The 21468-nt window shown below is 71.2% G+C and carries 21 protein-coding genes; 13 read left to right on the top strand and 8 right to left on the bottom strand.

All coding sequences use genetic code 11. From position 1 onward, the window contains the following. Positions 1-207: 207 nt before the first annotated feature. Positions 208-1158, top strand: a complete 951-nt coding sequence (locus tag OG959_RS13350; RefSeq protein ID WP_326658399.1) for a DeoR/GlpR family DNA-binding transcription regulator — start codon at positions 208-210, stop codon at positions 1156-1158. Between the two features lie 200 nt (positions 1159-1358). Here the strand turns inward: OG959_RS13350 and OG959_RS13345 are convergent, their stop codons facing one another. Both OG959_RS13345 and OG959_RS13340 read right to left on the bottom strand, forming a co-directional pair. Beyond that, complete coding sequence (locus OG959_RS13345) at positions 1359-1988, bottom strand: TetR/AcrR family transcriptional regulator (protein ID WP_326658398.1); 630 nt, start codon at positions 1986-1988, stop codon at positions 1359-1361. Between the two features lie 172 nt (positions 1989-2160). Continuing rightward, positions 2161-3915, bottom strand: coding sequence for an acetyl/propionyl/methylcrotonyl-CoA carboxylase subunit alpha (locus tag OG959_RS13340; protein WP_326658397.1), 1755 nt, complete (start codon positions 3913-3915; stop codon positions 2161-2163). Positions 3916-4307: 392 nt separating this feature from the next. Between OG959_RS13340 and OG959_RS13335 the strand changes: the two genes are divergently transcribed. Further along, positions 4308-4766, top strand: a complete 459-nt coding sequence (locus OG959_RS13335) for a hypothetical protein (protein ID WP_326658396.1) — start codon at positions 4308-4310, stop codon at positions 4764-4766. Between the two features lie 10 nt (positions 4767-4776). Here OG959_RS13335 and OG959_RS13330 read toward each other — a convergent pair whose 3' ends face one another. The 4 genes from OG959_RS13330 to OG959_RS13315 all read right to left on the bottom strand — a co-directional run bounded on the left by OG959_RS13330 (position 4777) and on the right by OG959_RS13315 (position 7433). Continuing rightward, a complete protein-coding gene (locus tag OG959_RS13330) occupies positions 4777-5394 on the bottom strand; it encodes a Maf family protein (RefSeq protein ID WP_326658395.1) in 618 nt (205 codons plus the stop codon). A gap of 33 nt (positions 5395-5427) precedes the next feature. Further along, complete coding sequence (mmpB, locus tag OG959_RS13325) at positions 5428-5556, bottom strand: morphogenic membrane protein MmpB (RefSeq protein ID WP_326658394.1); 129 nt, start codon at positions 5554-5556, stop codon at positions 5428-5430. Positions 5557-5628: 72 nt separating this feature from the next. After that, complete coding sequence (locus OG959_RS13320) at positions 5629-5835, bottom strand: acyl-CoA carboxylase epsilon subunit (protein ID WP_326658393.1); 207 nt, start codon at positions 5833-5835, stop codon at positions 5629-5631. A 14-nt stretch (positions 5836-5849) separates the two neighbouring features. Then, positions 5850-7433, bottom strand: coding sequence for an acyl-CoA carboxylase subunit beta (locus OG959_RS13315; RefSeq protein ID WP_326658392.1), 1584 nt, complete (start codon positions 7431-7433; stop codon positions 5850-5852). A gap of 157 nt (positions 7434-7590) precedes the next feature. Between OG959_RS13315 and OG959_RS13310 the strand changes: the two genes are divergently transcribed. The 5 genes from OG959_RS13310 (at position 7591) to hutH (ending at position 13604) form a co-directional block, all read left to right on the top strand. After that, the gene (locus OG959_RS13310; protein ID WP_326658390.1) at positions 7591-8493 is read left to right on the top strand and encodes a biotin--[acetyl-CoA-carboxylase] ligase; all 903 of its coding nucleotides are present in this window, start codon (positions 7591-7593) and stop codon (positions 8491-8493) included. Positions 8494-8632: 139 nt separating this feature from the next. Next, positions 8633-9802 carry an adenylate/guanylate cyclase domain-containing protein gene (locus tag OG959_RS13305; RefSeq protein WP_326658389.1) on the top strand — a complete coding sequence of 390 codons (1170 nt, stop codon included), beginning with the start codon at positions 8633-8635 and terminating at the stop codon, positions 9800-9802. A 76-nt stretch (positions 9803-9878) separates the two neighbouring features. Continuing rightward, positions 9879-10691 carry an enoyl-CoA hydratase/isomerase family protein gene (locus OG959_RS13300; RefSeq protein WP_326658388.1) on the top strand — a complete coding sequence of 271 codons (813 nt, stop codon included), beginning with the start codon at positions 9879-9881 and terminating at the stop codon, positions 10689-10691. Between the two features lie 97 nt (positions 10692-10788). After that, a complete protein-coding gene (locus OG959_RS13295; protein WP_326658386.1) occupies positions 10789-12018 on the top strand; it encodes a GGDEF domain-containing protein in 1230 nt (409 codons plus the stop codon). A gap of 35 nt (positions 12019-12053) precedes the next feature. Further along, positions 12054-13604, top strand: a complete 1551-nt coding sequence (gene hutH / locus OG959_RS13290) for a histidine ammonia-lyase (protein ID WP_326658385.1) — start codon at positions 12054-12056, stop codon at positions 13602-13604. Positions 13605-13667: 63 nt separating this feature from the next. On the opposite strand, the gene OG959_RS13285 is transcribed toward hutH, so the two are convergent. Then, positions 13668-13955: an LPXTG cell wall anchor domain-containing protein gene (locus OG959_RS13285; protein WP_326658384.1), complete on the bottom strand. Its 288-nt coding sequence runs from the start codon at positions 13953-13955 to the stop codon at positions 13668-13670. 183 nt (positions 13956-14138) lie between these two features. Between OG959_RS13285 and OG959_RS13280 the strand changes: the two genes are divergently transcribed. The 4 genes from OG959_RS13280 (at position 14139) to OG959_RS13265 (ending at position 18531) form a co-directional block, all read left to right on the top strand. After that, on the top strand, positions 14139-14555 hold the full coding sequence (locus OG959_RS13280) for a hypothetical protein (protein ID WP_326658383.1): 417 nt from the start codon (positions 14139-14141) through the stop codon (positions 14553-14555). Between the two features lie 299 nt (positions 14556-14854). Beyond that, positions 14855-16111, top strand: coding sequence for a L,D-transpeptidase (locus OG959_RS13275; protein WP_326658382.1), 1257 nt, complete (start codon positions 14855-14857; stop codon positions 16109-16111). A gap of 157 nt (positions 16112-16268) precedes the next feature. Then, positions 16269-17726, top strand: a complete 1458-nt coding sequence (locus OG959_RS13270; protein ID WP_326658381.1) for an ABC transporter permease — start codon at positions 16269-16271, stop codon at positions 17724-17726. Between the two features lie 121 nt (positions 17727-17847). After that, the gene (locus OG959_RS13265; protein ID WP_326658379.1) at positions 17848-18531 is read left to right on the top strand and encodes an ABC transporter ATP-binding protein; all 684 of its coding nucleotides are present in this window, start codon (positions 17848-17850) and stop codon (positions 18529-18531) included. A 94-nt stretch (positions 18532-18625) separates the two neighbouring features. Here the strand turns inward: OG959_RS13265 and OG959_RS13260 are convergent, their stop codons facing one another. Next, the gene (locus OG959_RS13260) at positions 18626-19087 is read right to left on the bottom strand and encodes an RDD family protein (RefSeq protein ID WP_326666360.1); all 462 of its coding nucleotides are present in this window, start codon (positions 19085-19087) and stop codon (positions 18626-18628) included. Between the two features lie 308 nt (positions 19088-19395). On the opposite strand from OG959_RS13260, the gene OG959_RS13255 reads away from it, so the two are divergent. Further along, positions 19396-19623, top strand: coding sequence for a hypothetical protein (locus OG959_RS13255; RefSeq protein WP_326658378.1), 228 nt, complete (start codon positions 19396-19398; stop codon positions 19621-19623). A gap of 374 nt (positions 19624-19997) precedes the next feature. Next, positions 19998-21371 (top strand): NADP-specific glutamate dehydrogenase, encoded by a 1374-nt coding sequence (gene gdhA, locus OG959_RS13250; RefSeq protein WP_326658377.1) that lies wholly within the window; start codon positions 19998-20000, stop codon positions 21369-21371. The last annotated feature ends 97 nt before the right edge of the window (positions 21372-21468 follow it).

Below are 21468 nucleotides of genomic sequence, written 5' to 3'. Positions count from 1 at the left end.
CACCTCGCGGGAAGCCCCTGGGAGCCCCGGGGAAACCGGCATTCCCCGGCAACCCCCGGCAACTCAGGCGGTCGCGGACCGCCGTTCGATCAGTACGGAACAACAACGGGGCCGCCTATACCACTTGGCGGCCCCTTGTATGTACAACTTCTGTTATTCGGCGCAAACAGCTGAAAACGCTCGGGCGGTCACGTTACTGTCAGTTTTGTGTTCGCTGCAGAACGTCGTCAGTTGATCCTCGAAATGGTGCGTGCCAACGGGGCGGTATCGCTCCGTGAGCTCGCCCGCGTCGTCCAGACCTCCGAAGTGACCGTACGGCGGGACGTGCGGGCACTGGAGGCAGAAGGACTCCTCGACCGCCGGCACGGCGGTGCGGTTTTGCCGGGCGGTTTTACGCGGGAGTCCGGCTTTCCGCAGAAATCCCATCTCGCCACCGCGGAGAAAACGGCCATCGCCGACCTGGCCGCCGGTCTCGTCGAAGAGGGCGAGGCCATCGTGGTCGGCGCCGGTACGACCACGCAGGAGCTGGCCCGCCGGCTCGCGCGGGTCCCCGGTCTGACCGTGGTCACCAACTCGCTGCTCGTCGCCCAGGCGTTGGCCCATGCCAACCGGGTGGAAGTGGTGATGACCGGGGGCACCCTGCGCGGTTCCAACTACGCCCTGGTGGGCAGTGGGGCCGAGCAGTCGCTCCAGGGGCTGCGGGTCTCGCGCGCCTTCCTGTCCGGGAGCGGGCTCACCGCCGAGCGCGGACTCTCCACGTCCAACATGCTCTCCGCGAGCGTGGACCGGGCGCTGGTGCAGGCCGCGGGGGAGGTGGTGGTCCTCGCCGACCACACCAAGCTCGGTTCCGACACCATGTTCCAGACCGTGCCGACGGATCTCATCACCCGTCTGGTGACGGACGAACCGGCCGCGCACGACGACCGGGCAGCCGCGGAGTTGCAGGCCCTGGCCGATCAGGGCGTGCAGATCGCGGTGGCGGGCGCCGCGGGGGGAGCGTCCTCCGCGGACTCCGGTCCGCCCGGCCGGTCCGCCCGTCGCGACATGCCCCTGCCGGGGCAGCGGCGCACGCATGCGCAGCAGTTGCGGGGGGCGTCGGTGCTGGCGGAACAGGGGCAGGGGGACCGGGCGCGCGTCGCGGACCTGCGCCGCCGGTAGCGGGTTTCGGGGGCTCCGCCCCCGGACCCCCGCTCCTCAATCGCCGGAGGGGCTTGATTTGCCCCGGACCGTCGCTGTTCGGTCGCCGGAGGGGATTTGCCCCGGACCCCCGCTCCTCGATCGCCGGAGGGGCTTCGTTTGGCCCGGACCGTCGCTCCTCGATCGCCGGAGGGGCTTGATTTGCCCCGGACCGGTGCTCCTCAACCGCCGGAAGGGCTGGGAGGCTCGGAGGAGCCGGAGCTGCTCAGGCCTCGCAGGGTCAGCGTCAGCAATCGCTTCGCCAGCTCCGGATCGTCCGGTGACTGCTCGGCGGCCAGGGCGATCGCGTTCGTCAGCTGCATCAGGTCGTCGATGGACACCTCGGCCCGTACCGCCCCGCTCGACTGCGCCCGGGCCAGCAGCACCGAACCCGCCTCGCGCAACGGCACGTTGCACGGTGACAGGGCCGAGGTCTCGTCCCGGCACGTCGACATGAGTGCCTGGGCCAGCCCCCGGTACTCACCCGCATGAGTGATGAGCGCGCCCAGCCACTCCACCAGGCCGGTGCACGGCTGCTCCGCCCCGGCCAGTTCGCGGGAGCGGGCGATCAGGGCGGCCACGGCCTCCTGGAAGACCGCGCTCATCAGCACGTGCCGGGTCGGGAAGTGCCGGTACAGGGTGCCGATGCCCACGCCCGCCCGGCGTGCGACGTCCTCCAGGGAGGCGTCCGTGCCGTGCTCGGCGAAGGAGTTGCGGGCCTCCGTGAGCAGCCGGTCGTAGTTGCGGCGCGCGTCGGCGCGCATGGGCCGGTCCGGCGTGCGGACCGGTGTCCCTGCCGTACTGATCGCCATTGCGCAGTCCTCCCTGTGTCCGCCCCGGGGTCCAGGATGCCACCGGGTAACCGGAGGTGCCCTCCGTAACGCTGAACGGGCGGCTCGCTCCCCGCAATGACCGGCGCCCCGGTCACGTCCGATGACATGAGCGGGGCGCCGGTGGAACAGGTGGGAACGGATGCCGTGCGGGTCAGTCCTTGATCTCGCAGATGACGGCGCCGGAGGAGACCGAGCTGCCGACCTCTGCGGCCAGGCTCTTGATGGTGCCGGCGCGGTGTGCGTTGAGGGGCTGTTCCATCTTCATGGCTTCCAGGACGACGATCAGGTCGCCTTCCTTGACCTCCTGGCCCTCTTCCACCGCGATCTTCACGATGGTGCCCTGCATCGGGGAGGCGAGGGTGTCGCCGGAGACGGCGGAGCCGGACTTCTTGGCCGCGCGGCGCTTGGGCTTGGCGCCCGCCGCGAGTCCCGTGCGGGCCAGGCTCATGCCGAGCGAGGAGGGCAGGGAGACCTCGAGGCGCTTGCCGCCGACCTCGACGACGACCGTCTCGCGGCCGGACTCCTCGTCCGCCTCCGTGTCGGCCGGTGCGGCGAACGGCTTGATCTCGTTGACGAACTCCGTCTCGATCCAGCGGGTGTGGATGCGGAACGGGTCGGACGTGAACGCGGGGTCGACGACGACCGCGCGGTGGAAGGGGATGGCGGTGGCCATGCCCTCGACGTTGAACTCGGCCAGGGCGCGGGCCGCGCGCTGGAGCGCCTGCTCGCGGGTCGCGCCGGTCACGATCAGCTTGGCGAGCAGGGAGTCCCAGGCCGGGCCGATGACCGAGCCGGACTCCACGCCCGCGTCGAGGCGGACGCCGGGGCCGCTCGGCGGTGCGAAGACGGTGACAGTGCCGGGGGCGGGCAGGAAGCCGCGGCCCGGGTCCTCGCCGTTGATGCGGAACTCGAAGGAGTGGCCGCGCATCTGCGGGTCGTCGTAGCCGAGTTCCTCGCCGTCGGCGATGCGGAACATCTCGCGTACGAGGTCGATTCCGGTGACCTCCTCGGTGACCGGGTGCTCGACCTGGAGGCGGGTGTTGACCTCCAGGAAGGAGATCGTGCCGTCGGTGCCGACGAGGAACTCGACCGTGCCGGCGCCGACGTAGCCGGCCTCCTTCAGGATCGCCTTGGACGCCGCGTACAGCTCAGCGTTCTGCGCCTCGGACAGGAAGGGGGCCGGGGCCTCCTCGACGAGCTTCTGGTGGCGGCGCTGGAGCGAGCAGTCACGGGTGGAGACGACGACCACGTTGCCGTGGGTGTCGGCCAGGCACTGGGTCTCCACGTGCCGCGGCTTGTCGAGGTAGCGCTCCACGAAGCACTCCCCGCGCCCGAACGCGGCGACGGCCTCACGGACCGCGGAGTCGTACAGCTCCGGGATCTCCTCCAGCGTGCGCGCGACCTTCAGTCCGCGTCCGCCACCGCCGAACGCGGCCTTGATCGCGATCGGCAGCCCGTGCTCCTTGGCGAAGGCGACGACCTCGGCGGAACCCTCGACCGGGTCCGGGGTGCCCGCGACGAGCGGGGCGCCGGCGCGCTGGGCGATGTGGCGGGCGGCGACCTTGTCACCGAGGTCCCGGATCGCCTGGGGCGGCGGGCCGATCCACGTGAGGCCGGCGTCGAGCACGGCCTGGGCGAACTCGGCGTTCTCCGAGAGGAAGCCGTAACCCGGGTGGATCGCGTCCGCCCCGGAGTCCTTGGCCGCCTGGAGCACCTTGGCCATGTCCAGGTAGCTGGCGGCCGGGGTGTCACCGCCCAGCGCGAATGCCTCGTCGGCCGCACGCACATGCAGAGCGTCGCGGTCCGGGTCTGCGTAGACGGCCACGCTCCCGATTCCCGCGTCCCGGCAAGCACGGGCAACACGGACAGCAATTTCGCCACGGTTGGCGATGAGCACCTTGCGCACGATGGCTCCCTCCTTGAAACAAGCTGAGTTTAGGGACAACCGACACGGTCCTACGACCCGTCCCCATTGGTGAGCTTGCCCACACGGAGTGTGATTCGAGGCTTGCTCGAGTCGCGAAATCCCTTGTGGCACCACGGTACGCCGGGAACCATGACCGCACAGTAGCCACGAGGTGTGGTCCAGGTCTCTGTCGGCACGGGCACCGACTCCCACCTTTTCTTTGTGGACTTCCTACTAAGCGACGCGTGATTCTTTGCCCGACGCACTTGGGCGTGGACAAGGGGGCGCGCAGCCGGGGCGTACGGGTGCAGGAAGGGGGCGCCGAACCCCTTGTCCGGAGGATTACCCGTTAGTAGGGTCCGCGCTATCGCACGTACTGCAGGTAACAGGGGGTGAGCGCCGTGGTGCGCAGGCCGGTGGCTTTCATAGCCGCGCTCGTGCTGTTCGCGGAAGCCGTGGGCATCGTGATCATCAACGTCGTCCTGGGAACGGTCGTGAAGAACCAGGACATGTCCCTGGCCGGCACCGATCCCGGTGTCATGTCCAAGGGGACCTGGGTGCTGGGAGGCGTCTCGGGACTGTTCCTGGTGCTCTGCGGAGTGCTGCTCCTGGTGGCCGGCATCCGTGACCGGGCCCCGGGCCGTGCCGCCCGGATCGCGCTCATCGGCTGCGCCGTCGTCCACGGCGTGCTGGGCGCGCTGACGGTCGGTCTGGTGGGCTGGGCGGCGTTCGCCCTCATGATGGTGGTGCTCGGACTGATCGTGCTGACCCTGGTGGCGTACGGCCCCGCCGACGGCGAACCGGCCGCCGGGGCCGAGCCCGAACAGCCGGCGGCGCCGGCCCCGGCCTGAACCGGGCCGCTCAGACCCAGAGGTCGGTGACCTGGAGTCCCAGCTCGCCCAGCAGCCGGCGCAGCAGCGGCAGCGAAAGACCGATGACATTGCCCGGGTCGCCGTCGATCGAGTCCACGAACGGTGCCGAGCGCCCGTCGAGGGTGAAGGCGCCCGCGACGTGCAGCGGTTCGCCGGAGGCCACGTAGGCGGCGATCTCGGCGTCCGAGGGCTCACCGAAGCGGACCGTCGTGGACGCGGTCGCGGAGGCGGTGCGCCCGCTCGCGGTGTCGGTCAGGCAGTGGCCCGTCTGCAGGACCCCGGAGCGCCCCCGCATGGACTTCCAGCGGGCCGTTGCCTCCTCGGCGTCGGCCGGCTTGCCGAGCGCCTGACCGTCCAGTTCGAGCACCGAGTCGCACCCGATGACCAGGGCCCCGGCGGCCTGCGGCAGCCCGGCCACCACCCCGGCCTTGGCCTCGGCCAGGACGAGCGCGAGCTCCGCCGGGGTCGGGGCGCTCAGCGCGTCCTCGTCGACCCCGCTGACGATCACCTCGGGCGCGAACCCGGCCTGCCGCAGCAGGGCGAGACGGGCGGGCGAGGCGGAGGCGAGTACGAGGCGGCGGGGTGCGGGATCAGTCATGCGGGCCATCGTACAAATGAGCCGTACCCGCTGGAGACGGTGTCAGCGGGCGCCCAGGACGAACATCGCGACCACCATGGCCAGCGCGAGCACGAGGCCCGCGCGCCGGAGCATGTCCTGGGCGTCGCGCAGTTCCTTCGGCGGCTTGTTCTCGGGATCGGACCACAGCATGATCCGATCCTGCGGTGCGAACCGTGGCGGCGCCTGAGTACGCGTACTCAACCGCCGCCACACGCGCCACGCCTACCCGGGCCAGTACGTACGCGCCCAGGCGCGCGGTCCCGGCAGGTGGCGGCCGCGCCGGGCCAGTCGGCCCGGGTCGGACCACTGTGCGGGCAGTTCCGGCACGCCGGACGACACGGCGGACGCCGCCGCGGCGCGCGCCTGCACCACCGCCACGGCGGCGGCCAGCTCCTCCGGGGTCGGGTTGCCCCGTACGACCTTGATCATGGCCAGGACCCTTTCTAGAGGGGGATGTTGCCGTGCTTCTTCGGGGGCAGCGACTCCCGCTTGGTGCGCAGCTGCCGCAGGCCCTTGACCACCTGGGCGCGGGTCTCGTGCGGCATGATCACCGCGTCGACGTAGCCGCGCTCGGCCGCCACGTACGGGTTGAGGAGCGCGTCCTCGTAGTCCGCCATCAGCTCGGCACGGGTCGCGTCCTGATCCTCGGCGGCGGCGATGGTGCGGCGGTGCAGGATGTTGACGGCGCCCTGCGCGCCCATGACGGCGATCTGCGCGGTGGGCCAGGCGACGTTGATGTCGGCGCCCAGGTGCTTGGAGCCCATGACGTCGTACGCGCCGCCGAACGCCTTGCGGGTGATCACCGTGATCAGCGGGACGGTCGCCTCCGCGTACGCGTAGATCAGCTTGGCGCCGCGGCGGATGATGCCGCCGTACTCCTGGTCGACACCCGGCAGGAAGCCCGGGACGTCGACGAAGGTCAGCACGGGCACGTTGAACGCGTCGCACGTGCGGACGAACCGGGCCGCCTTCTCGCTGGCGTTGATGTCCAGGCAGCCGGCGAACTGCATCGGCTGGTTGGCGACGATGCCGACCGGGTAACCCTCCACGCGGCCGAAGCCGGTGAGGATGTTCGGCGCGAACAGGGCCTGGGTCTCCAGGAATTCGCCGTCGTCCAGCACGTGCTCGATCGCGGTGTGCATGTCGTACGGCTGGTTCGCCGAGTCCGGGATGAGCGTGTCGAGTTCGCGGTCCTCGTCCGTGGTCTCCAGGTCCGCCTCCTCCGGGAAGGCCGGGGCCTCGGAGAGGTTGTTCGAGGGCAGGTAGGACAGCAGCGACTTGACGTACTCGATGGCGTCCTTCTCGTCGCCCGCCATGTGGTGCGCCACACCGGAGGTGGTGTTGTGCGTACGGGCGCCGCCGAGTTCCTCGAAGCCGACGTCCTCGCCGGTGACGGTCTTGATGACGTCGGGCCCGGTGATGAACATGTGCGAGGTCTGGTCGACCATGACCGTGAAGTCGGTGATCGCGGGGGAGTAGACCGCGCCGCCCGCGCACGGTCCGACGATCAGCGAGATCTGCGGGATCACACCCGAGGCGTGCACGTTGCGGCGGAAGATCTCCGCGAAGAGGCCCAGCGCCGCGACACCCTCCTGGATGCGGGCGCCGCCGCCGTCGTTGATGCCGATGACCGGACAGCCGGTCTTCAGCGCGAAGTCCATCACCTTGACGATCTTCTCACCGTAGACCTCGCCGAGCGAGCCGCCGAAGATGGTGAAGTCCTGCGAGTACACGCAGACGGGGCGGCCGTCGACCGTGCCGTAGCCGGTGACGACACCGTCCCCGTACGGCCGGTTCTTCTCGATGCCGAAGTTCGTCGAGCGGTGCCGGGCGAATTCGTCGAGCTCCACGAAGGAACCCTCGTCGAGCAGGAGATCGACGCGCTCACGCGCGGTCAACTTGCCCTTCGCGTGCTGCTTTTCCACCGCGCGCGCGGAACCCGCGTGGGTCGCCTCGTCGATACGGCGCTGCAGGTCCGCGAGCTTGCCCGCGGTGGTGTGGATGTCGATCTCTTCCGGCTCGGACATCGGGTGGCGGCTCCCTGCCTGGTCACGGGGACGACGGTGCTGCTGATCAGCGGATGAACGGCTGACGGCCCGCAGCGCTGTACGGCTACTGATCCGTAGCGTATCGGCGCGGATACCGTTCGGCAGTGCGTCGTTTGACACACCTAGGGTGGCTTGCATGACACCCTCGGATGCGCCACAGAGCCGTTGGTCGGACCTGGACCGGCCGCCCCTGAACGTTCCCGCGCTGCGCCGCGGACTGCTGCGGCCGGACGGGCTGTGGACCTCCCTCGACGTCGTCGACAGCACCGGTTCGACCAACTCCGACCTCGCGGGGCGCGCGGCCTCCCTGACCGAGGGCGCCGTCCTGGTCGCCGAGGAGCAGACCGCCGGACGCGGCCGTCTGGACCGCACCTGGACCGCCCCGGCCCGCTCCGGCCTGTTCTTCTCGGTCTACCTGGCGCCGGCGCCCGTGCCGGTGCAGCGATGGGGCTGGCTGCCGCTGCTGGCGGGGGTCGCCGCGGCGACCGGCCTGGCGCGGTCGGCCGGTGTCGACACGGCACTGAAATGGCCCAACGACCTCCTGGTCACCATCCCCGAGGACTCCGACAAGCTCCGTCCGGGGGAGACCCCGTTCGGCGAGGAGCGCAAGACGGGCGGCATCCTCGCCGAGCGGGCCGGCGACGGCGTCGTCATCGGCATCGGCCTCAACGTCTCCCTGCGCACCGACGAGCTGCCCGCCCCCACCGCCGCCTCGCTCGCTCTCGCGGGAGCGGTCTCCACCGACCGGGAAACCCTGCTGCGGGGCGTGCTGCGCTCCCTGGAGCAGTGGTACGGGCAGTGGCGCGCGGCCGACGGCGACGCGGCGGCGAGCGGCCTCCAGGAGGCCTACGCGGCGGGCTGCGCCACGCTCGGCCGGACGGTACGGGCCCAGCTGCCCGGCGACCGCACGCTCACCGGCGAGGCGGTGGCGATCGACGGGGACGGCCGGCTTGTCCTGTCCTCGGAGGACGGCCTGCGCGAACCGGTCTCGGCGGGCGACATCGTGCACCTGCGCGGCGCGGAGGGTGGACTGACCTGAGGCAGCCCGGGGCCACACGCCCCGACCCGCGTCGGGTAACGCCTCGACGACGTGAGGTAGGGCACACCTGCCGTATCGTTGAGGCGATCCACCGACAGATCGGCAGGGCAGTGCGCAGGGAACGGGCAGGAGGCGGCTGGTGACCGTCGGCGACACGACCTCCGGCGCGGGCGCGGAGCCCCCGTCGGACTCCTCGGTCCACGCGACACCGCATCACGACGTCGACCACACGGCCGAACCGACCGACGATCCGCTGGCGATCCGGCTGGAACAGCTGATCCTGGGCGCCGACCGGCGCTACACCCCGTTCCAGGCCGCCCGGACCGCGGGCGTCTCCATGGACCTGGCGTCCCGGTTCTGGCGGGCCATGGGGTTCGCCGACATCGGCCAGGCCAAGGCGCTGACCGAGGCCGACGTCCTGGCGCTGCGGCGGCTGTCCGGTCTCGTCGAGGCGGGGCTGCTCAGCGAGCCGATGGCGATCCAGGTGGCCCGGTCGACCGGGCAGACCACCGCCCGGCTGGCGGAATGGCAGATCGATTCGTTCCTGGAGGGCCTCACCGAGCCGCCCGAGCCCGGAATGACCCGCACCGAGGTCACGTACCCCCTGATCGAACTGCTCCTGCCGGAGCTGGAGGAGTTCCTGGTGTACGTGTGGCGGCGCCAGCTCGCCGCCGCCACCGGCCGGGTCGTGCAGGCCGCGGACGACGAGGAGATGGTCGACCGGCGGCTGGCCGTCGGCTTCGCCGACCTCGTCGGGTTCACCCGGCTGACCCGCCGGCTGGAGGAGGAGGAGCTCGGCGAGCTCGTCGAGTCCTTCGAGACCACCTGTGCCGACCTCGTGGCCGCGCACGGCGGCCGGCTCATCAAGACCCTCGGCGACGAGGTGCTCTTCGCCGCCGACGACGCGGGCACGGCCTCCGAGATCGCGCTGCGTCTCATCGAGGCGATGACCCTGGACGAGACGATGCCGGCGCTGCGCGTCGGCATCGCGTTCGGCACCGTCACCACCCGGATGGGCGATGTCTTCGGTACCACGGTGAACCTCGCCAGCCGGCTGACGTCGATAGCGCCGAAGGACGCCGTCCTGGTGGACGGGGCGTTCGCCGAGGAGCTGACCCGGACCGGCGACGCTCCGGTCTCCGAGGCCCGGGCCGCGGAGGAGGCGGCCGCCGCGAAGGAGAGCGCGGACGGCGAGGAGCCGGCTCCCGTACCGAAGTACCGCTACGGGCTGCAGCCGATGTGGCAGCGCCCGGTGCGTGGCCTCGGCATCGTCGAACCGTGGCTGCTGGCCCGTCGCGGCACCTCCTGACGGCCCCCTGACCTCCTGCCCGGGGAGAGCTCTAGGATCCCTCCGGTAACGCTCGTTAACCGACAGGGGTGCAGTCATGACCGTCACGTCCGAGCAGCGGTTCGGGGAGTTCGTCGTCGTACGGGGTCACGAGGGGCTGGAGCATGTCGCCGAGCTGGTCCTCGACCGGCCCAAGGCCATGAACGCGGTGTCCACGGACATGGCCCGCTCGATCGCCGCCGCCTGTGCCGCGCTCGCCGCCGACCCGGACGTCCGGGTCACCGTCCTCACCTCCAGCCATGAGCGGGCCTTCTGCGTCGGCGCGGACCTCAAGGAGCGCAACTCCTTCACGGACGCCGACCTGGTGCGCCAGCGGCCCACCGCGCGCGCCGCCTACACCGGGGTGCTGGAACTGCCGATGCCGGCGATCGCCGCGGTGCACGGCTTCGCGCTGGGCGGCGGGTTCGAGCTGGCCCTGTCCTGCGATCTGATCGTCGCCGATCCGACCGCACTGGTCGGTCTGCCCGAGGTGTCGGTCGGCGTCATCCCGGGAGGCGGCGGCACCCAGCTGCTGCCGCGCAGGATCGGGGCGGCGCGCGCCGCGGAGCTGATCTTCACCGCCCGCCGGGTGGAGGCGGCCGAGGCGCGGGAGCTGGGGCTGGTCGACGAGCTGGTCGCGGACGGTCAGGACCGGACCGAGGCGCTGGCGCTCGCCGGCCGGATCGCGGCGAACTCCCCGGTGGGGCTGCGAGCGGCCAAGCGGGCACTGCGGCTCGGCCACGGGCTGGATCTGCGGGCCGGTCTGGAGGTCGAGGACTCGGCCTGGCGTTCGGTGGCCTTCTCCGGCGACCGGGCGGAGGGCGTGGCCGCGTTCAACGAGAAGCGGAAGCCGAACTGGCCCGGGGAGTGACCCGCGGGGTGACTTCATGTGTGCGTACCGCGACGCACCGTGCCTGATCCAGGTCGCAAACTGATCAAATCATCGCAAATCTACATAAGCTGGTGCGATGGGTGGTGACGATGCGCGGCTGCGGGCCGTGGTTTCGCTTGCGCAGGCGATGGCGGCGGCGCACACCCCTCGGGGGTGCTGGCGGGCGGCGGCGCTGGGGGCGTGCGAGGCGCTGGGCGGCAGTTTCGCCGCGTTGTCGGTCTGGGAGCGCGGACGCGGACGGCTGCGGGTCCTGGTCAACGCGGGCGAGCGGGCGGACGGGGAGGAGGAGTTCCCCGACGAGGAGACGTACCCCGTGCACCAGTTCCCGGAGATCACCGAGTTCCTGCACGAGCGGTGGGCCGGGGGCGGTGAGCCGGACGCCTGGGTGGAGACCGCAGACGGTCCGGTGGATCCGGAGCCCGGGGACGCCGGCGCGGGGGGTGCGGACGTGTCGGGTGCGCATGGTTACCGGCGTGGCTACTGCCATCAGCGGGTGGCCGCGCTGCGCCGGCGCGGGCGTGGCTGCTGCGTCGTCGCGCCGATCGTGCTGCACGGGCGGGCCTGGGGCGAGCTCTATGTGGCGCGGCCGTCGGGGGAGCCGGTGTTCGACCGCCGGGACGCGGACTTCGCCACGGTGCTGGCCGCCGTCGTGGCCGCCGGGATCTCCCAGACGGAGCGCCTGGAGGAGGTGCGCAAGCTCGCCTTCACCGATCCGCTGACCGGCCTCGCCAACCGGCGGGCCGTGGACATGCGGCTGGACGAGGCGGTGGAGCGGCACCGGGAGGACGGCTCGGTGGTGAGCCTGGTCGTCTGCGATCTCAACGGTCTCAAGTGGGTCAACGACACGCACGGGCACGCCGTCGGCGACCGTCTGCTGGAACGTTTCGGCTCCGTGTTGTCCCGGTGCGGGGCCATGCTGCCCGGAGCGCTCGCGGCCCGGCTCGGCGGGGACGAGTTCTGTCTGCTGGCCCTGGGCCCCGGTGCGGACGAGGTGATCGCGGTGGCCACGGAGCTCTGCGAGCGGGCCGCCGAGCTGGAGTTCGGCAACGGGGTCGCCTGCGGGATCGCGTCCACCGGGGACCCCATCGGCCCGGTGGTCTCCGCCCGGCGGCTCTTCCGGCTCGCGGACGCCGCCCAGTACCGGGCGAAGGCGGCCCGCTCACGGAGGCCCGTGGTGGCGGGGCGTGACGGCGAGGTCATCCGGCTGGCCGACTCCCCGCCGAAGTCCGCCCATGACCGTCGCCGGCTGCGGGGAGCGGTCCCCGAGCCGACGGACGAGGTAAGGGGTCACCCCGAGGACCACTAGTGACATGAAGGGTTTCAATCCGTACGCTTCTGAATATGGATATGCATACAGTCGTGGTGGGGACGTCCGGTACCACCGCTCAGGACGTCATCGCCGTGGCCCGCGGCAACGCCCGTGTCGAGCTCTCCGCCGCCGCGGTGAGCGCCCTGGCCGCCGCCCGCGACATCGTGGACGCGCTCGCCGCCAAGCCCGAGCCGGTCTACGGCGTCTCCACCGGATTCGGCGCCCTGGCCAGCCGCCACATCAGCCCGGAGCTCCGTGCCCAGCTCCAGCGCAACATCGTCCGCTCGCACGCCGCCGGCATGGGCCCGCGGGTCGAGCGCGAGGTCGTCAGGGCGCTGATGTTCCTGCGGCTGAAGACGGTCGCCTCCGGTCACACGGGCGTGCGGCCCGAGGTCGCGCAGACCATGGCTGACGTACTCAACGCCGAGATCACACCCGTCGTTCACGAGTACGGTTCCCTCGGCTGCTCCGGCGATCTGGCGCCGCTCTCGCACTGCGCCCTGACCCTGATGGGTGAAGGTGACGCGGAGGGCCCCGACGGGACGGTCCGCCCGGCAGGCGAGCTCCTCGCCGCCCACGGCATCACCCCGGTCGAGCTGCGCGAGAAGGAGGGCCTCGCCCTCCTCAACGGCACCGACGGCATGCTCGGCATGCTCGTGATGGCCCTCGCCGACCTGCGCAGCCTCTACACCTCGGCCGACATCACCGCGGCCCTCTCCCTGGAGGCGCTGCTCGGCACGGACAAGGTCCTGGCCCCCGAGCTGCACGCCATCCGCCCGCACCCCGGCCAGGGCGCCAGCGCCGACAACATGCTGCGGGTGCTCGCCGGTTCGGGTCTGACCGGCCATCACCAGGACGACGCGCCGCGCGTCCAGGACGCCTACTCCGTGCGCTGTGCGCCCCAGGTCAACGGCGCGGGCCGCGACACCCTCGCGTACGCCGCGACCGTCGCCGACCGCGAGCTGGCCTCCTCCGTCGACAACCCGGTGGTGCTTCCCGACGGCCGGGTCGAGTCCAACGGCAACTTCCACGGGGCGCCGGTCGCGTACGTCCTGGACTTCCTGGCGATCGTCGCGGCGGACCTCGGTTCGATCGCCGAGCGCCGCACCGACCGGCTGCTGGACAAGAACCGTTCGCACGGCCTGCCGCCGTTCCTCGCCGACGACCCAGGTGTCGACTCCGGCCTGATGATCGCCCAGTACACGCAGGCCGCCCTGGTCAGCGAGATGAAGCGGCTCGCCGTCCCCGCCTCCGCGGACTCGATCCCGTCCTCCGCGATGCAGGAGGACCACGTCTCCATGGGCTGGTCGGCCGCGCGCAAGCTCCGTACCGCCGTCGACAACCTCGCCCGGATCGTGGCCGTCGAGCTGTACGCGGCGACCCGCGCCGTCGAACTGCGCGCCGCGCAGGGGCTGACCCCGGCCCCGGCCTCGCTCGCCGCCATCGAGGCGCTGCGGGCGGCGGGCGTCGAGGGCCCGGGACCGGACCGGTTCCTGTCGCCGGACCTGGCCGCGGCGGACGCCTTCGTCCGGGCGGGCAAGCTCGTCGCGGCGGTCGAGCCTGTCACGGGGCCGCTGGCCTGACCGTATGACCTGCGCGGAAGCGGCCACCGGGCGCGGACCCGGTGGCCGCCGGGTGCGGCCCGGTCACACGGCCGGCTGCGGACCTCCGCGACGGCCCGAGTAGGTCACGAAGCCCGCTCCGATCCCCAGGAACGCCATTCCGCCGATGAGGTACGGCGTCGTGTCGATGCCGGTCCCGGTGTCGGCGAGCGAGCCGGTGTCCGTCTCCGGACCGGCGACGGCGGCGCTGTGACCGGCCGGGCCCGCGGCCGTGGCCGCATCGCCCGCGTTGGCGGACGGGACGAACCACAGGGCGCAGAGCAGCGTTCCCGCAGCGGTGGCGGTCAGGAGCGGGCGGCGGGTGATGGCCACGGAATCGATCCCCCTCGGGGCAGCCGTACGTACGAGGGCTTCCCGAATGCCGGGTCCCCTCAGGCATGTTGCACCGATGCTAATGAACGCAGCGGGTCGCGGGAAAGCCATGGCGGCAGGCGGCTTACGCTCCGCCTCATGAGTACTTCTGAGTCATCACGATTCGTTCGCCTTCGTGTCGAAATGGTGTTGGAGATCACGGACGCCGAAGCCCTGAGCGGAACCGCCCTGGAAAGCCTCGCCGCGGAGTACGGCGAGCCCGGCGGCGAGTCCGCCGAAGAACGCACGCATGCCGAGACCGCGGTACGGGAAGACGGTGCGGAGGCCCTTGCCTCGCTGATCGACCCGTTCGACCTGGTCAGTGAGGTTCCCGGGGTCGAGCTGACCCAGGCCTCCTGGAGCAGCGAGACCATCGACTACGACCCGGAGGACCCGGACGGATGGGACCTCGATGACGGCCGGGACGAGGACGGGGACGGGGACGGTGACGACTACGCCGACGAGGGCGAGGAAGAGGGTGACGGCGACGGGAGCACTTCCGGCGTCCCGCACAATGGGGAGAAGGACGACAAGCACGGCAGCACGCAGCGGCGGGCCTAGCGGGTGGGAACACCGGCCCCGGCCCGCTTCGGCGGGCCGGGGCCGGTGCGCGTGAGCGGCCGGTGGATCCGGATCGCGGACATGCGGTACAACCGGGTCGTGCACCGGCTGGTACATAGGTGATGAACAGCGGGAACCACGGCTGTCACCACCGCGTCGATGAGTGGTGTTCCCCACATCTGGGACAGATATGGAACGGGGCACCCGGCCAGGGTGTTCTTGGAACATTGACGGGGTTTCGCCGACCGACGGGTCGGCACGGGGTTTTCGGGGATTCGGCAACGATGGAGAAGCGTGTGATGACGGACAGCAAACGGCGCAAGGGCCTCATGGCCGCGTCCGCACTGCTCGGCGGCGTGCTGGTGCTTTCGGCCTGCAGCGACGGCGGCGACAAGGGCGGCCCCAGCCCCGACAGCTCGAAGAAGTCACAGGCGGCCGAGGTCGACAAGGCGGCGGCCGAGGAGGCCTCCGAGGCGCAGATAGCGATCTCGCCGAAGAACGGCGCGACCAACGCGAGCATCAACAACGCCGCCAAGGTCACGGTCACCAAGGGCAAGCTGACCGTCGTCACGATGACCACGGCGGCCGGCGAGAGCGTCAAGGGCACCCTTTCCGCCGACGGCACCAGCTGGAAGCCGGACGCGCAGCTGGAGCGTTCGACCACTTACAAGATCAACGCGACGGCGCAGGACTCGAAGGGCCGCGAGGCGCACGAGAACTCCTCCTTCACCACCGTGTCGCCCGCCAACAGCTTCATCGGGAACTTCACCCCCGAGGACGGCTCCACCGTCGGCGTCGGCATGCCCGTCTCGATCAACTTCAACAAGCCGATCACGGACCAGAAGGCCGTCCAGGCCGGCATCACCGTGACGTCCAGCAGCGGCCAGCAGGTCGCCGGCCACTGGTTCAACTCCCAGCGCCTGGACCTGCGCCCCGAGGACTACTGGACGGGCGGCTCCACCGTCACGCTGAAGCTGGCGCTGGACGGCGTCGAGGGCGCGGACGGCGTCTACGGCGTGCAGCAGAAGACGGTCACCTTCAAGATCGGCCGCAACCAGGTGTCGACCGTGGACGCCAAGACGCACACGATGACCGTCACCCAGAACGGCAAGACGATCAAGACCATCCCGATCTCGGCCGGTTCGTCGGACAACCCGACGTACAACGGCCAGATGGTGATCTCCGAGAAGTTCAAGGAGACCCGGATGGACGGTTCGACGGTCGGCTTCACCGACGACGACGGCAAGGGCGAGTACGACATCAAGGACGTGCCGCACGCCATGCGGCTGTCCACGTCGGGCACCTTCATCCACGGCAACTACTGGGGCGCCAAGTCGATCTTCGGCAGCGCCAACACCAGCCACGGCTGCGTCGGTCTCGCCGACGCCAAGGGTGCCGGTGACGCCAACCAGCCCGCCGCCTGGTTCTACAACAACTCCATGATCGGCGACGTGGTCATCGTCAAGAACTCCCCGGACGCGACCATCAAGGCCGACAACGGCCTCAACGGCTGGAACCTCAGCTGGGCCGAGTGGACGGCGGGCTCCCAGGCCTGAGCCTGCCGAGCCTGCCCCCCGCTCCGTACGCCGCAGGCGGCGGCTCCGCGATCCCCACGGATCCCGGAGCCGCCGCCTGCGGCGTTTCCGGGCTGTTCTCATCCCGCTCTCATCGTGGCCTTAACCCACCATCACAAGCGGTCCCTAGCCTCACGCCATGTTCTTCACCTACCTCCGGCGCGAGCTGCGCCGCCGCAGAAAGGCGGCGCTCGTCGTCGCCTCGGGGCTCGCCCTCGGCATTGCGCTCGTCATCATCGTCAGCTCGGTCTCCTCGGGCATGAGCAAGGCCCAGGACAAGGTCCTGGAATCGCTGTACGGCCTCGGCACGGACATGACCGTCACCAAGGCCGCGGCAGCTCCGGGCTCCGGCACGGAGCGCCCCAGGTTCGAGTTCGACGCCAAGGACGGCGACGACGACGCGACGCAGAGCACCGACCGGGTCATGGTCCAGGGCTTCCAGAGCCTGGCCGCCACCACGGTCGACAAGGTGGGCAAGCAGACCGGCGTCGCCGACGCCGTCGGCGGGCTGAGCCTGACCGTCATGAAGGTGGACGGCCAGTTCAAGCGCGGCGAGTTCAAGCAGGACGAGAGCGCCACGACCGGGGGCGGCGGCCGCGGCGGCCCCGGCGGCGGCACCGGCCAGCCGCAGGGCGAGGTCCAGGGCGGCGGAGCCTCCTTCGACGTCAACTCCTACACCGTGTACGGCACCGACGTCACCAAGCAGGACCTCGGCCCGCTCACCTCGTCGAAGATCACCACCGGACGTACGTTCAAGGCGACCGAGACCAACGCGAAGGTGGCCGTCGTCGACGCCGCGTACGCGAAGGAGAAGGAACTCTCGACCGGCAAGACGGTGACGATCCACGGCACCAAGTTCTCGATCGTCGGCGTCTCGACGGCCGAGAGCGGCGACGCTGCCGCGAACCTGTACATCCCGCTCCAGCAGGCGCAGACCCTCGCCGACTCGAAGGACAAGGTCACCACGGTCTACGTCAAGGCCGCCGACTCGCAGCAGATCGACAGCGTCAAGGCCACGATCCAGAAGAACATCACGGGCACCACGGTCACCACCTCCGCCGACCTCGCGGACACCGTGTCCGGCTCCCTGTCCACCGCGTCCGACCTGGCCTCCAGCGTCGGCAAGTGGCTCTCCATCGCCGTGCTCATCGCCGCCTTCCTGGTGGCCGGGCTCCTCACCTCCTCCGCGGTCAGCCGCCGCGTACGGGAGTTCGGCACGCTCAAGGCACTCGGCTGGAAGAGCGGCCGGGTCACCCGCCAGGTCATCGGCGAGGCACTCGTCAACGGCCTCATGGGCGGCGTCCTCGGCATCGCGGTCGGCCTCGCCGGCGCCTACGCCGTCACCGCCGTCAGCCCCACCCTCACCGCCCAGCTCGGCTCCACGGGCGGCGGCGCGGGACGCGGCGGCGGCATGGGCGGCCCCGGCCGGCAGACCGCGTCCAAGGCGCTCGACATCGCGCTGACCGCACCCGTCTCCCTCTCCGTCATCCTGATGGCCGTCGGCCTGGCCGTGGCGGGCGGGCTGATCGCGGGCGCCTTCGGCGGCTGGCGCGCGTCCCGGCTGCGCCCCGCCGACGCACTGCGCCGCGTCGAGTAGCCCGCACGGGATGACCGGCGACCCGGCATCCCGAACCCCGTCCCCCGCGATCCCCGGTCCACGGGCGACCCCCGAGGCGGTCGCCCGGGATCCGCGATCACCGCCCAGCAGGAGCTGACCCATGTACACGCTTCAAGGCGTCACCAAGCAGTACACACGCGGCAAGTCCACCGTCCACGCGCTCGCCGGCGTCGACCTGACCATCGAGGACGGCGGCCGCCTGGTCATCCAGGGCCCCACCGGCGGCGGCAAGTCCACGCTGCTGCAGATGCTCGGCGGCCTGGACCGCCCCACCGCCGGCAGCGTCGAGCTCGACGGGGTGGACCTCGCGAAGCTCAGCGAGGCCAAGCTCACCAAGGTGCGCGCCGAGAACATCGGCTTCGTCTTCCAGAGCTTCAACCTCATCCCCACGCTCACCGCCCAGGAGAACGTCGAGACCGCCCTCGTCCCGCTCGGCGTCAAGGCGTCCGAGCGCCGCAGAAGAGCCGCCGAGGCACTCGACTCGGTCGGGCTCGGCGAACGCCTCGCCCACCTCCCCAGCGAGATGTCCGGCGGCCAGCAGCAGCGCGTCGCGATCGCCAGGGCCCTGGTCAAGCAGCCCAAGGTGCTGCTCGCCGACGAGCCCACCGGCAACCTCGACGAGTCCATGCGCGACGAGATCATGGAGGTGCTGGAGACCCTGTGGAAGGAGCACGGGCTCACGTTCATCATGGTCACCCACGACAGCGCCATCGCCCGCAGGGCCCCGCGCCTGGCGACCATCCGCAAGGGCAAGGTCACCATCACGGAGAACGCCGCGGCCTGACCCGGCGACACTCAAGCCCGCCCGGCCGGCGGACCCGAACCGACCCGTACGACGGATCCGCCGGCCCAGCGGCTCCCAGGCCACCCGGCAGCCGCTACGCCGCTCGGCCGGTCCGCCCGGCCACGGCCCGGCGGTGCGCCACCAGATCGGTGCGGCGGACCTGGCGCAGGCCGGCCGGGTCGCTGTGCGCGGCGCCTTCCTCGCAGGCCGTTCGCGGAACGGGACCGCCCCCGGCCAGCCGGACGCGCAGCCCGTACCAGGGCTGCAGCGGCAGCCAGCACAGCCCGTACAGCCAGCGCCGCACCAGCCGTACGGGGCCCGGGCGCCCCACGTCCGGCAGGCTCACCACCCGTATCCCCATGATCAGCTTTCCCGCTCCGGCACCCGCGACCGCGGTGAGCACCACCTGGTTGAGGAACGAGAGGACGAGCACCGGCCCGATCAGCAGCCCGACGACCTGGGGAACGGCCGCCGAGTCCGCGTACGGCCGGACGAGTAAGCCGCCGGTGACCAGGCAGAGGTAGCAGTCCAGCCCCACGGCGAGATACCGACGCATCTCGCCGGCCCGGGGCGGCGTCCCCGGCGCGGGCCGCTCCGCCCGCCCGGGGACGTACGGGGGGCCCGGCTGTCCATAACCGAGCAGTGGCCCTGCGGCCAACGGCGGTTTCCTGTAAGGAGTATGGGGATCGCGGCCCTTGCGGTTCCCCCGTGATGTCGTCATGACGGCATCATGTCTGATAGCCCGTCACCGCGGGCCCGGACCGCACACCTGCGGGCATCGCGGCCGACGCCGCCGTGGTGTAGCCCGCTACACCACCGGTCCGGGAGTCCGGCCCCTCGTACCCGGCTGTGCCCGCCGGAAGGATGGAGGACACAGCCGGGCACGGGCCCGGCACCGCCGCCTACCTCCTGGAGGAATCCGTGAAGCCGCTGCTCCGGACCGTGCTCCTCGTCGCACTCGTCGCGAACCTCTCGTTGAACTTCCTGGTGGAACAGGAGGCGCTGCACATCGCCCTGAGCGTCGTCTCGGGCGTGGTCCTGCTCGCGTCGGCGGCAGGCCTGTGGGTGCTGCGCGGACCACGCGAGAACTGAGGCGGATGGACGCCGTACGGCCGCGCGCGAAACGACGGCCGACCTCACAACCACCCGCGCGCCGTTGTGAGGTTCACCACTTCGGATGATGCGCAGGCCTGCCGCAACCCGGCGGATTCTCCCCGGAACCGGCCCGGGTCCGGGCCGCGGCGGCCTTCCCGCGCACGGCGCGAAGGGATCATCATGTGGATGCCCGTGGAGCATCCCACCGCCCCACTGGGACACTCGATACGCCACAACGGTCCTGTACGTCGCTTTCGTGAGCACGGTATGCGTGATGTCGGGCGACGCCCTCAACGGCGAGGGGGGACCTGGTGCCCCTCGGGACGGGGGCGCCTTCGCGCATGAGCCGACCCATGGAAGGTCTTGATCAGATGACGGCCACCCCTGACTCCGCAACGCCGCCCGCCGCCCACCGCGTCATCGAGCCGCTGTACGCGGAGATCCTCCGCCGCAACCAGGGCGAGAAGGAGTTCCACCAGGCCGTACGCGAGGTCCTGGAGACGCTCGGCCCGGTGCTGACCCAGCGGCCGGAGTTCGTGGACGCCCGGATCATCGAGCGCATATGCGAGCCGGAGCGCCAGCTCATCTTCCGGGTGCCGTGGTCGGACGACTCCGGCGACATCCACGTCAACCGCGGATTCCGGGTGGAGTTCTCCAGCTCGCTGGGCCCGTACAAGGGCGGGCTGCGCTTCCACCCCTCGGTCAACCTCGGCATCGTGAAGTTCCTCGGCTTCGAGCAGATCTTCAAGAACGCCCTCACCGGCATGCCCATCGGCGGCGGCAAGGGCGGCTCCGACTTCGACCCGAAGGGCCGCTCGGACGCCGAGATCATGCGGTTCTGCCAGTCGTTCATGACGGAGCTCCACCGCCACCTCGGCGAGTACACCGACGTGCCCGCCGGTGACATCGGCGTGGGCGGCCGCGAGATCGGCTACCTCTTCGGCCAGTACAAGCGGATCACCAACCGCTACGAGTCCGGCGTCCTCACCGGAAAGGGCCTCGGCTGGGGCGGCGCCCTGGTGCGTACGGAGGCGACCGGCTACGGCTGTGTCCTGTTCACCGCCGAGATGCTCCGCAGCCAGGGCGACAGCCTCGACGGCCGGCGCATCGCCGTCTCCGGCTCGGGCAACGTCGCGATCTACGCGATCGAGAAGGCCCAGCAGCTCGGCGCCACGGTGGTGACCTGCTCCGACTCCGACGGCTACGTCGTGGACGAGAAGGGCATCGACCTCGCCCTGCTCAAGGAGATCAAGGAGGCCGGCCGCGGCCGCGTCTCCGAGTACGCCGAACGCCGGCCCGAGGCCGTCTTCGTACCCGGCACCGGCGTCTGGAACGTGCCCTGCGACGTGGCGCTGCCCTGCGCCACACAGAACGAACTCCACGAGGCCGACGCGCTGACCCTCGTACGCAACGGCGTGAAGGCGGTCGCCGAGGGCGCCAACATGCCCACCACCCCCGAGGCCGTCCGCGTCTTCCAGGAGGCCGGCGTGGCCTTCGCCCCCGGCAAGGCGGCCAACGCGGGCGGCGTGGCCACCAGCGCCCTGGAGATGCAGCAGAACGCCTCGCGCGACTCCTGGACCTTCGCCCACACGGAGGAGCGGCTCGCGGAGATCATGCGCCACATCCACGACTCCTGCTACACCACGGCGGAGCGCTACGGCAGCCCCGGCAACTACGTGGTCGGCGCGAACATCGCCGGCTTCGAGCTGGTGGCGGACGCGATGCTGGCACAGGGCCTGATCTGACCGGGACCCCCGGCGTACTAGGGTCTTTCGTCAAACTGCCGTCTGACGCGCGACGCCATGCACGCACTCTCGCCGCACCGGCCCCAGGCCCCGGTAC

This window comes from Streptomyces sp. NBC_00385, from assembly GCF_035917155.1.
Taxonomy (GTDB): domain Bacteria; phylum Actinomycetota; class Actinomycetes; order Streptomycetales; family Streptomycetaceae; genus Streptomyces; species Streptomyces poriferorum.
This window is presented reverse-complemented; position numbering and strand designations above follow the sequence as displayed.

Coding starts and splice junctions, on each gene's coding strand:
- OG959_RS13345 (WP_326658398.1), bottom strand. CDS start 1,988: ATGGCGATCAGTACGGCAGGGACACCGGTCCGCACGCCGGACCGGCCC.
- OG959_RS13330 (WP_326658395.1), bottom strand. CDS start 5,394: ATGGCCCGCATGACTGATCCCGCACCCCGCCGCCTCGTACTCGCCTCC.
- mmpB (WP_326658394.1), bottom strand. CDS start 5,556: ATGCTGTGGTCCGATCCCGAGAACAAGCCGCCGAAGGAACTGCGCGAC.
- OG959_RS13320 (WP_326658393.1), bottom strand. CDS start 5,835: ATGATCAAGGTCGTACGGGGCAACCCGACCCCGGAGGAGCTGGCCGCC.
- OG959_RS13315 (WP_326658392.1), bottom strand. CDS start 7,433: ATGTCCGAGCCGGAAGAGATCGACATCCACACCACCGCGGGCAAGCTC.
- OG959_RS13310 (WP_326658390.1), top strand. CDS start 7,591: ATGACACCCTCGGATGCGCCACAGAGCCGTTGGTCGGACCTGGACCGG.
- OG959_RS13300 (WP_326658388.1), top strand. CDS start 9,879: ATGACCGTCACGTCCGAGCAGCGGTTCGGGGAGTTCGTCGTCGTACGG.
- OG959_RS13295 (WP_326658386.1), top strand. CDS start 10,789: ATGGGTGGTGACGATGCGCGGCTGCGGGCCGTGGTTTCGCTTGCGCAG.
- hutH (WP_326658385.1), top strand. CDS start 12,054: ATGGATATGCATACAGTCGTGGTGGGGACGTCCGGTACCACCGCTCAG.
- OG959_RS13280 (WP_326658383.1), top strand. CDS start 14,139: ATGGTGTTGGAGATCACGGACGCCGAAGCCCTGAGCGGAACCGCCCTG.
- OG959_RS13275 (WP_326658382.1), top strand. CDS start 14,855: ATGACGGACAGCAAACGGCGCAAGGGCCTCATGGCCGCGTCCGCACTG.
- OG959_RS13270 (WP_326658381.1), top strand. CDS start 16,269: ATGTTCTTCACCTACCTCCGGCGCGAGCTGCGCCGCCGCAGAAAGGCG.
- OG959_RS13265 (WP_326658379.1), top strand. CDS start 17,848: ATGTACACGCTTCAAGGCGTCACCAAGCAGTACACACGCGGCAAGTCC.
- OG959_RS13260 (WP_326666360.1), bottom strand. CDS start 19,087: ATGCGTCGGTATCTCGCCGTGGGGCTGGACTGCTACCTCTGCCTGGTC.
- OG959_RS13255 (WP_326658378.1), top strand. CDS start 19,396: ATGGAGGACACAGCCGGGCACGGGCCCGGCACCGCCGCCTACCTCCTG.
- gdhA (WP_326658377.1), top strand. CDS start 19,998: ATGACGGCCACCCCTGACTCCGCAACGCCGCCCGCCGCCCACCGCGTC.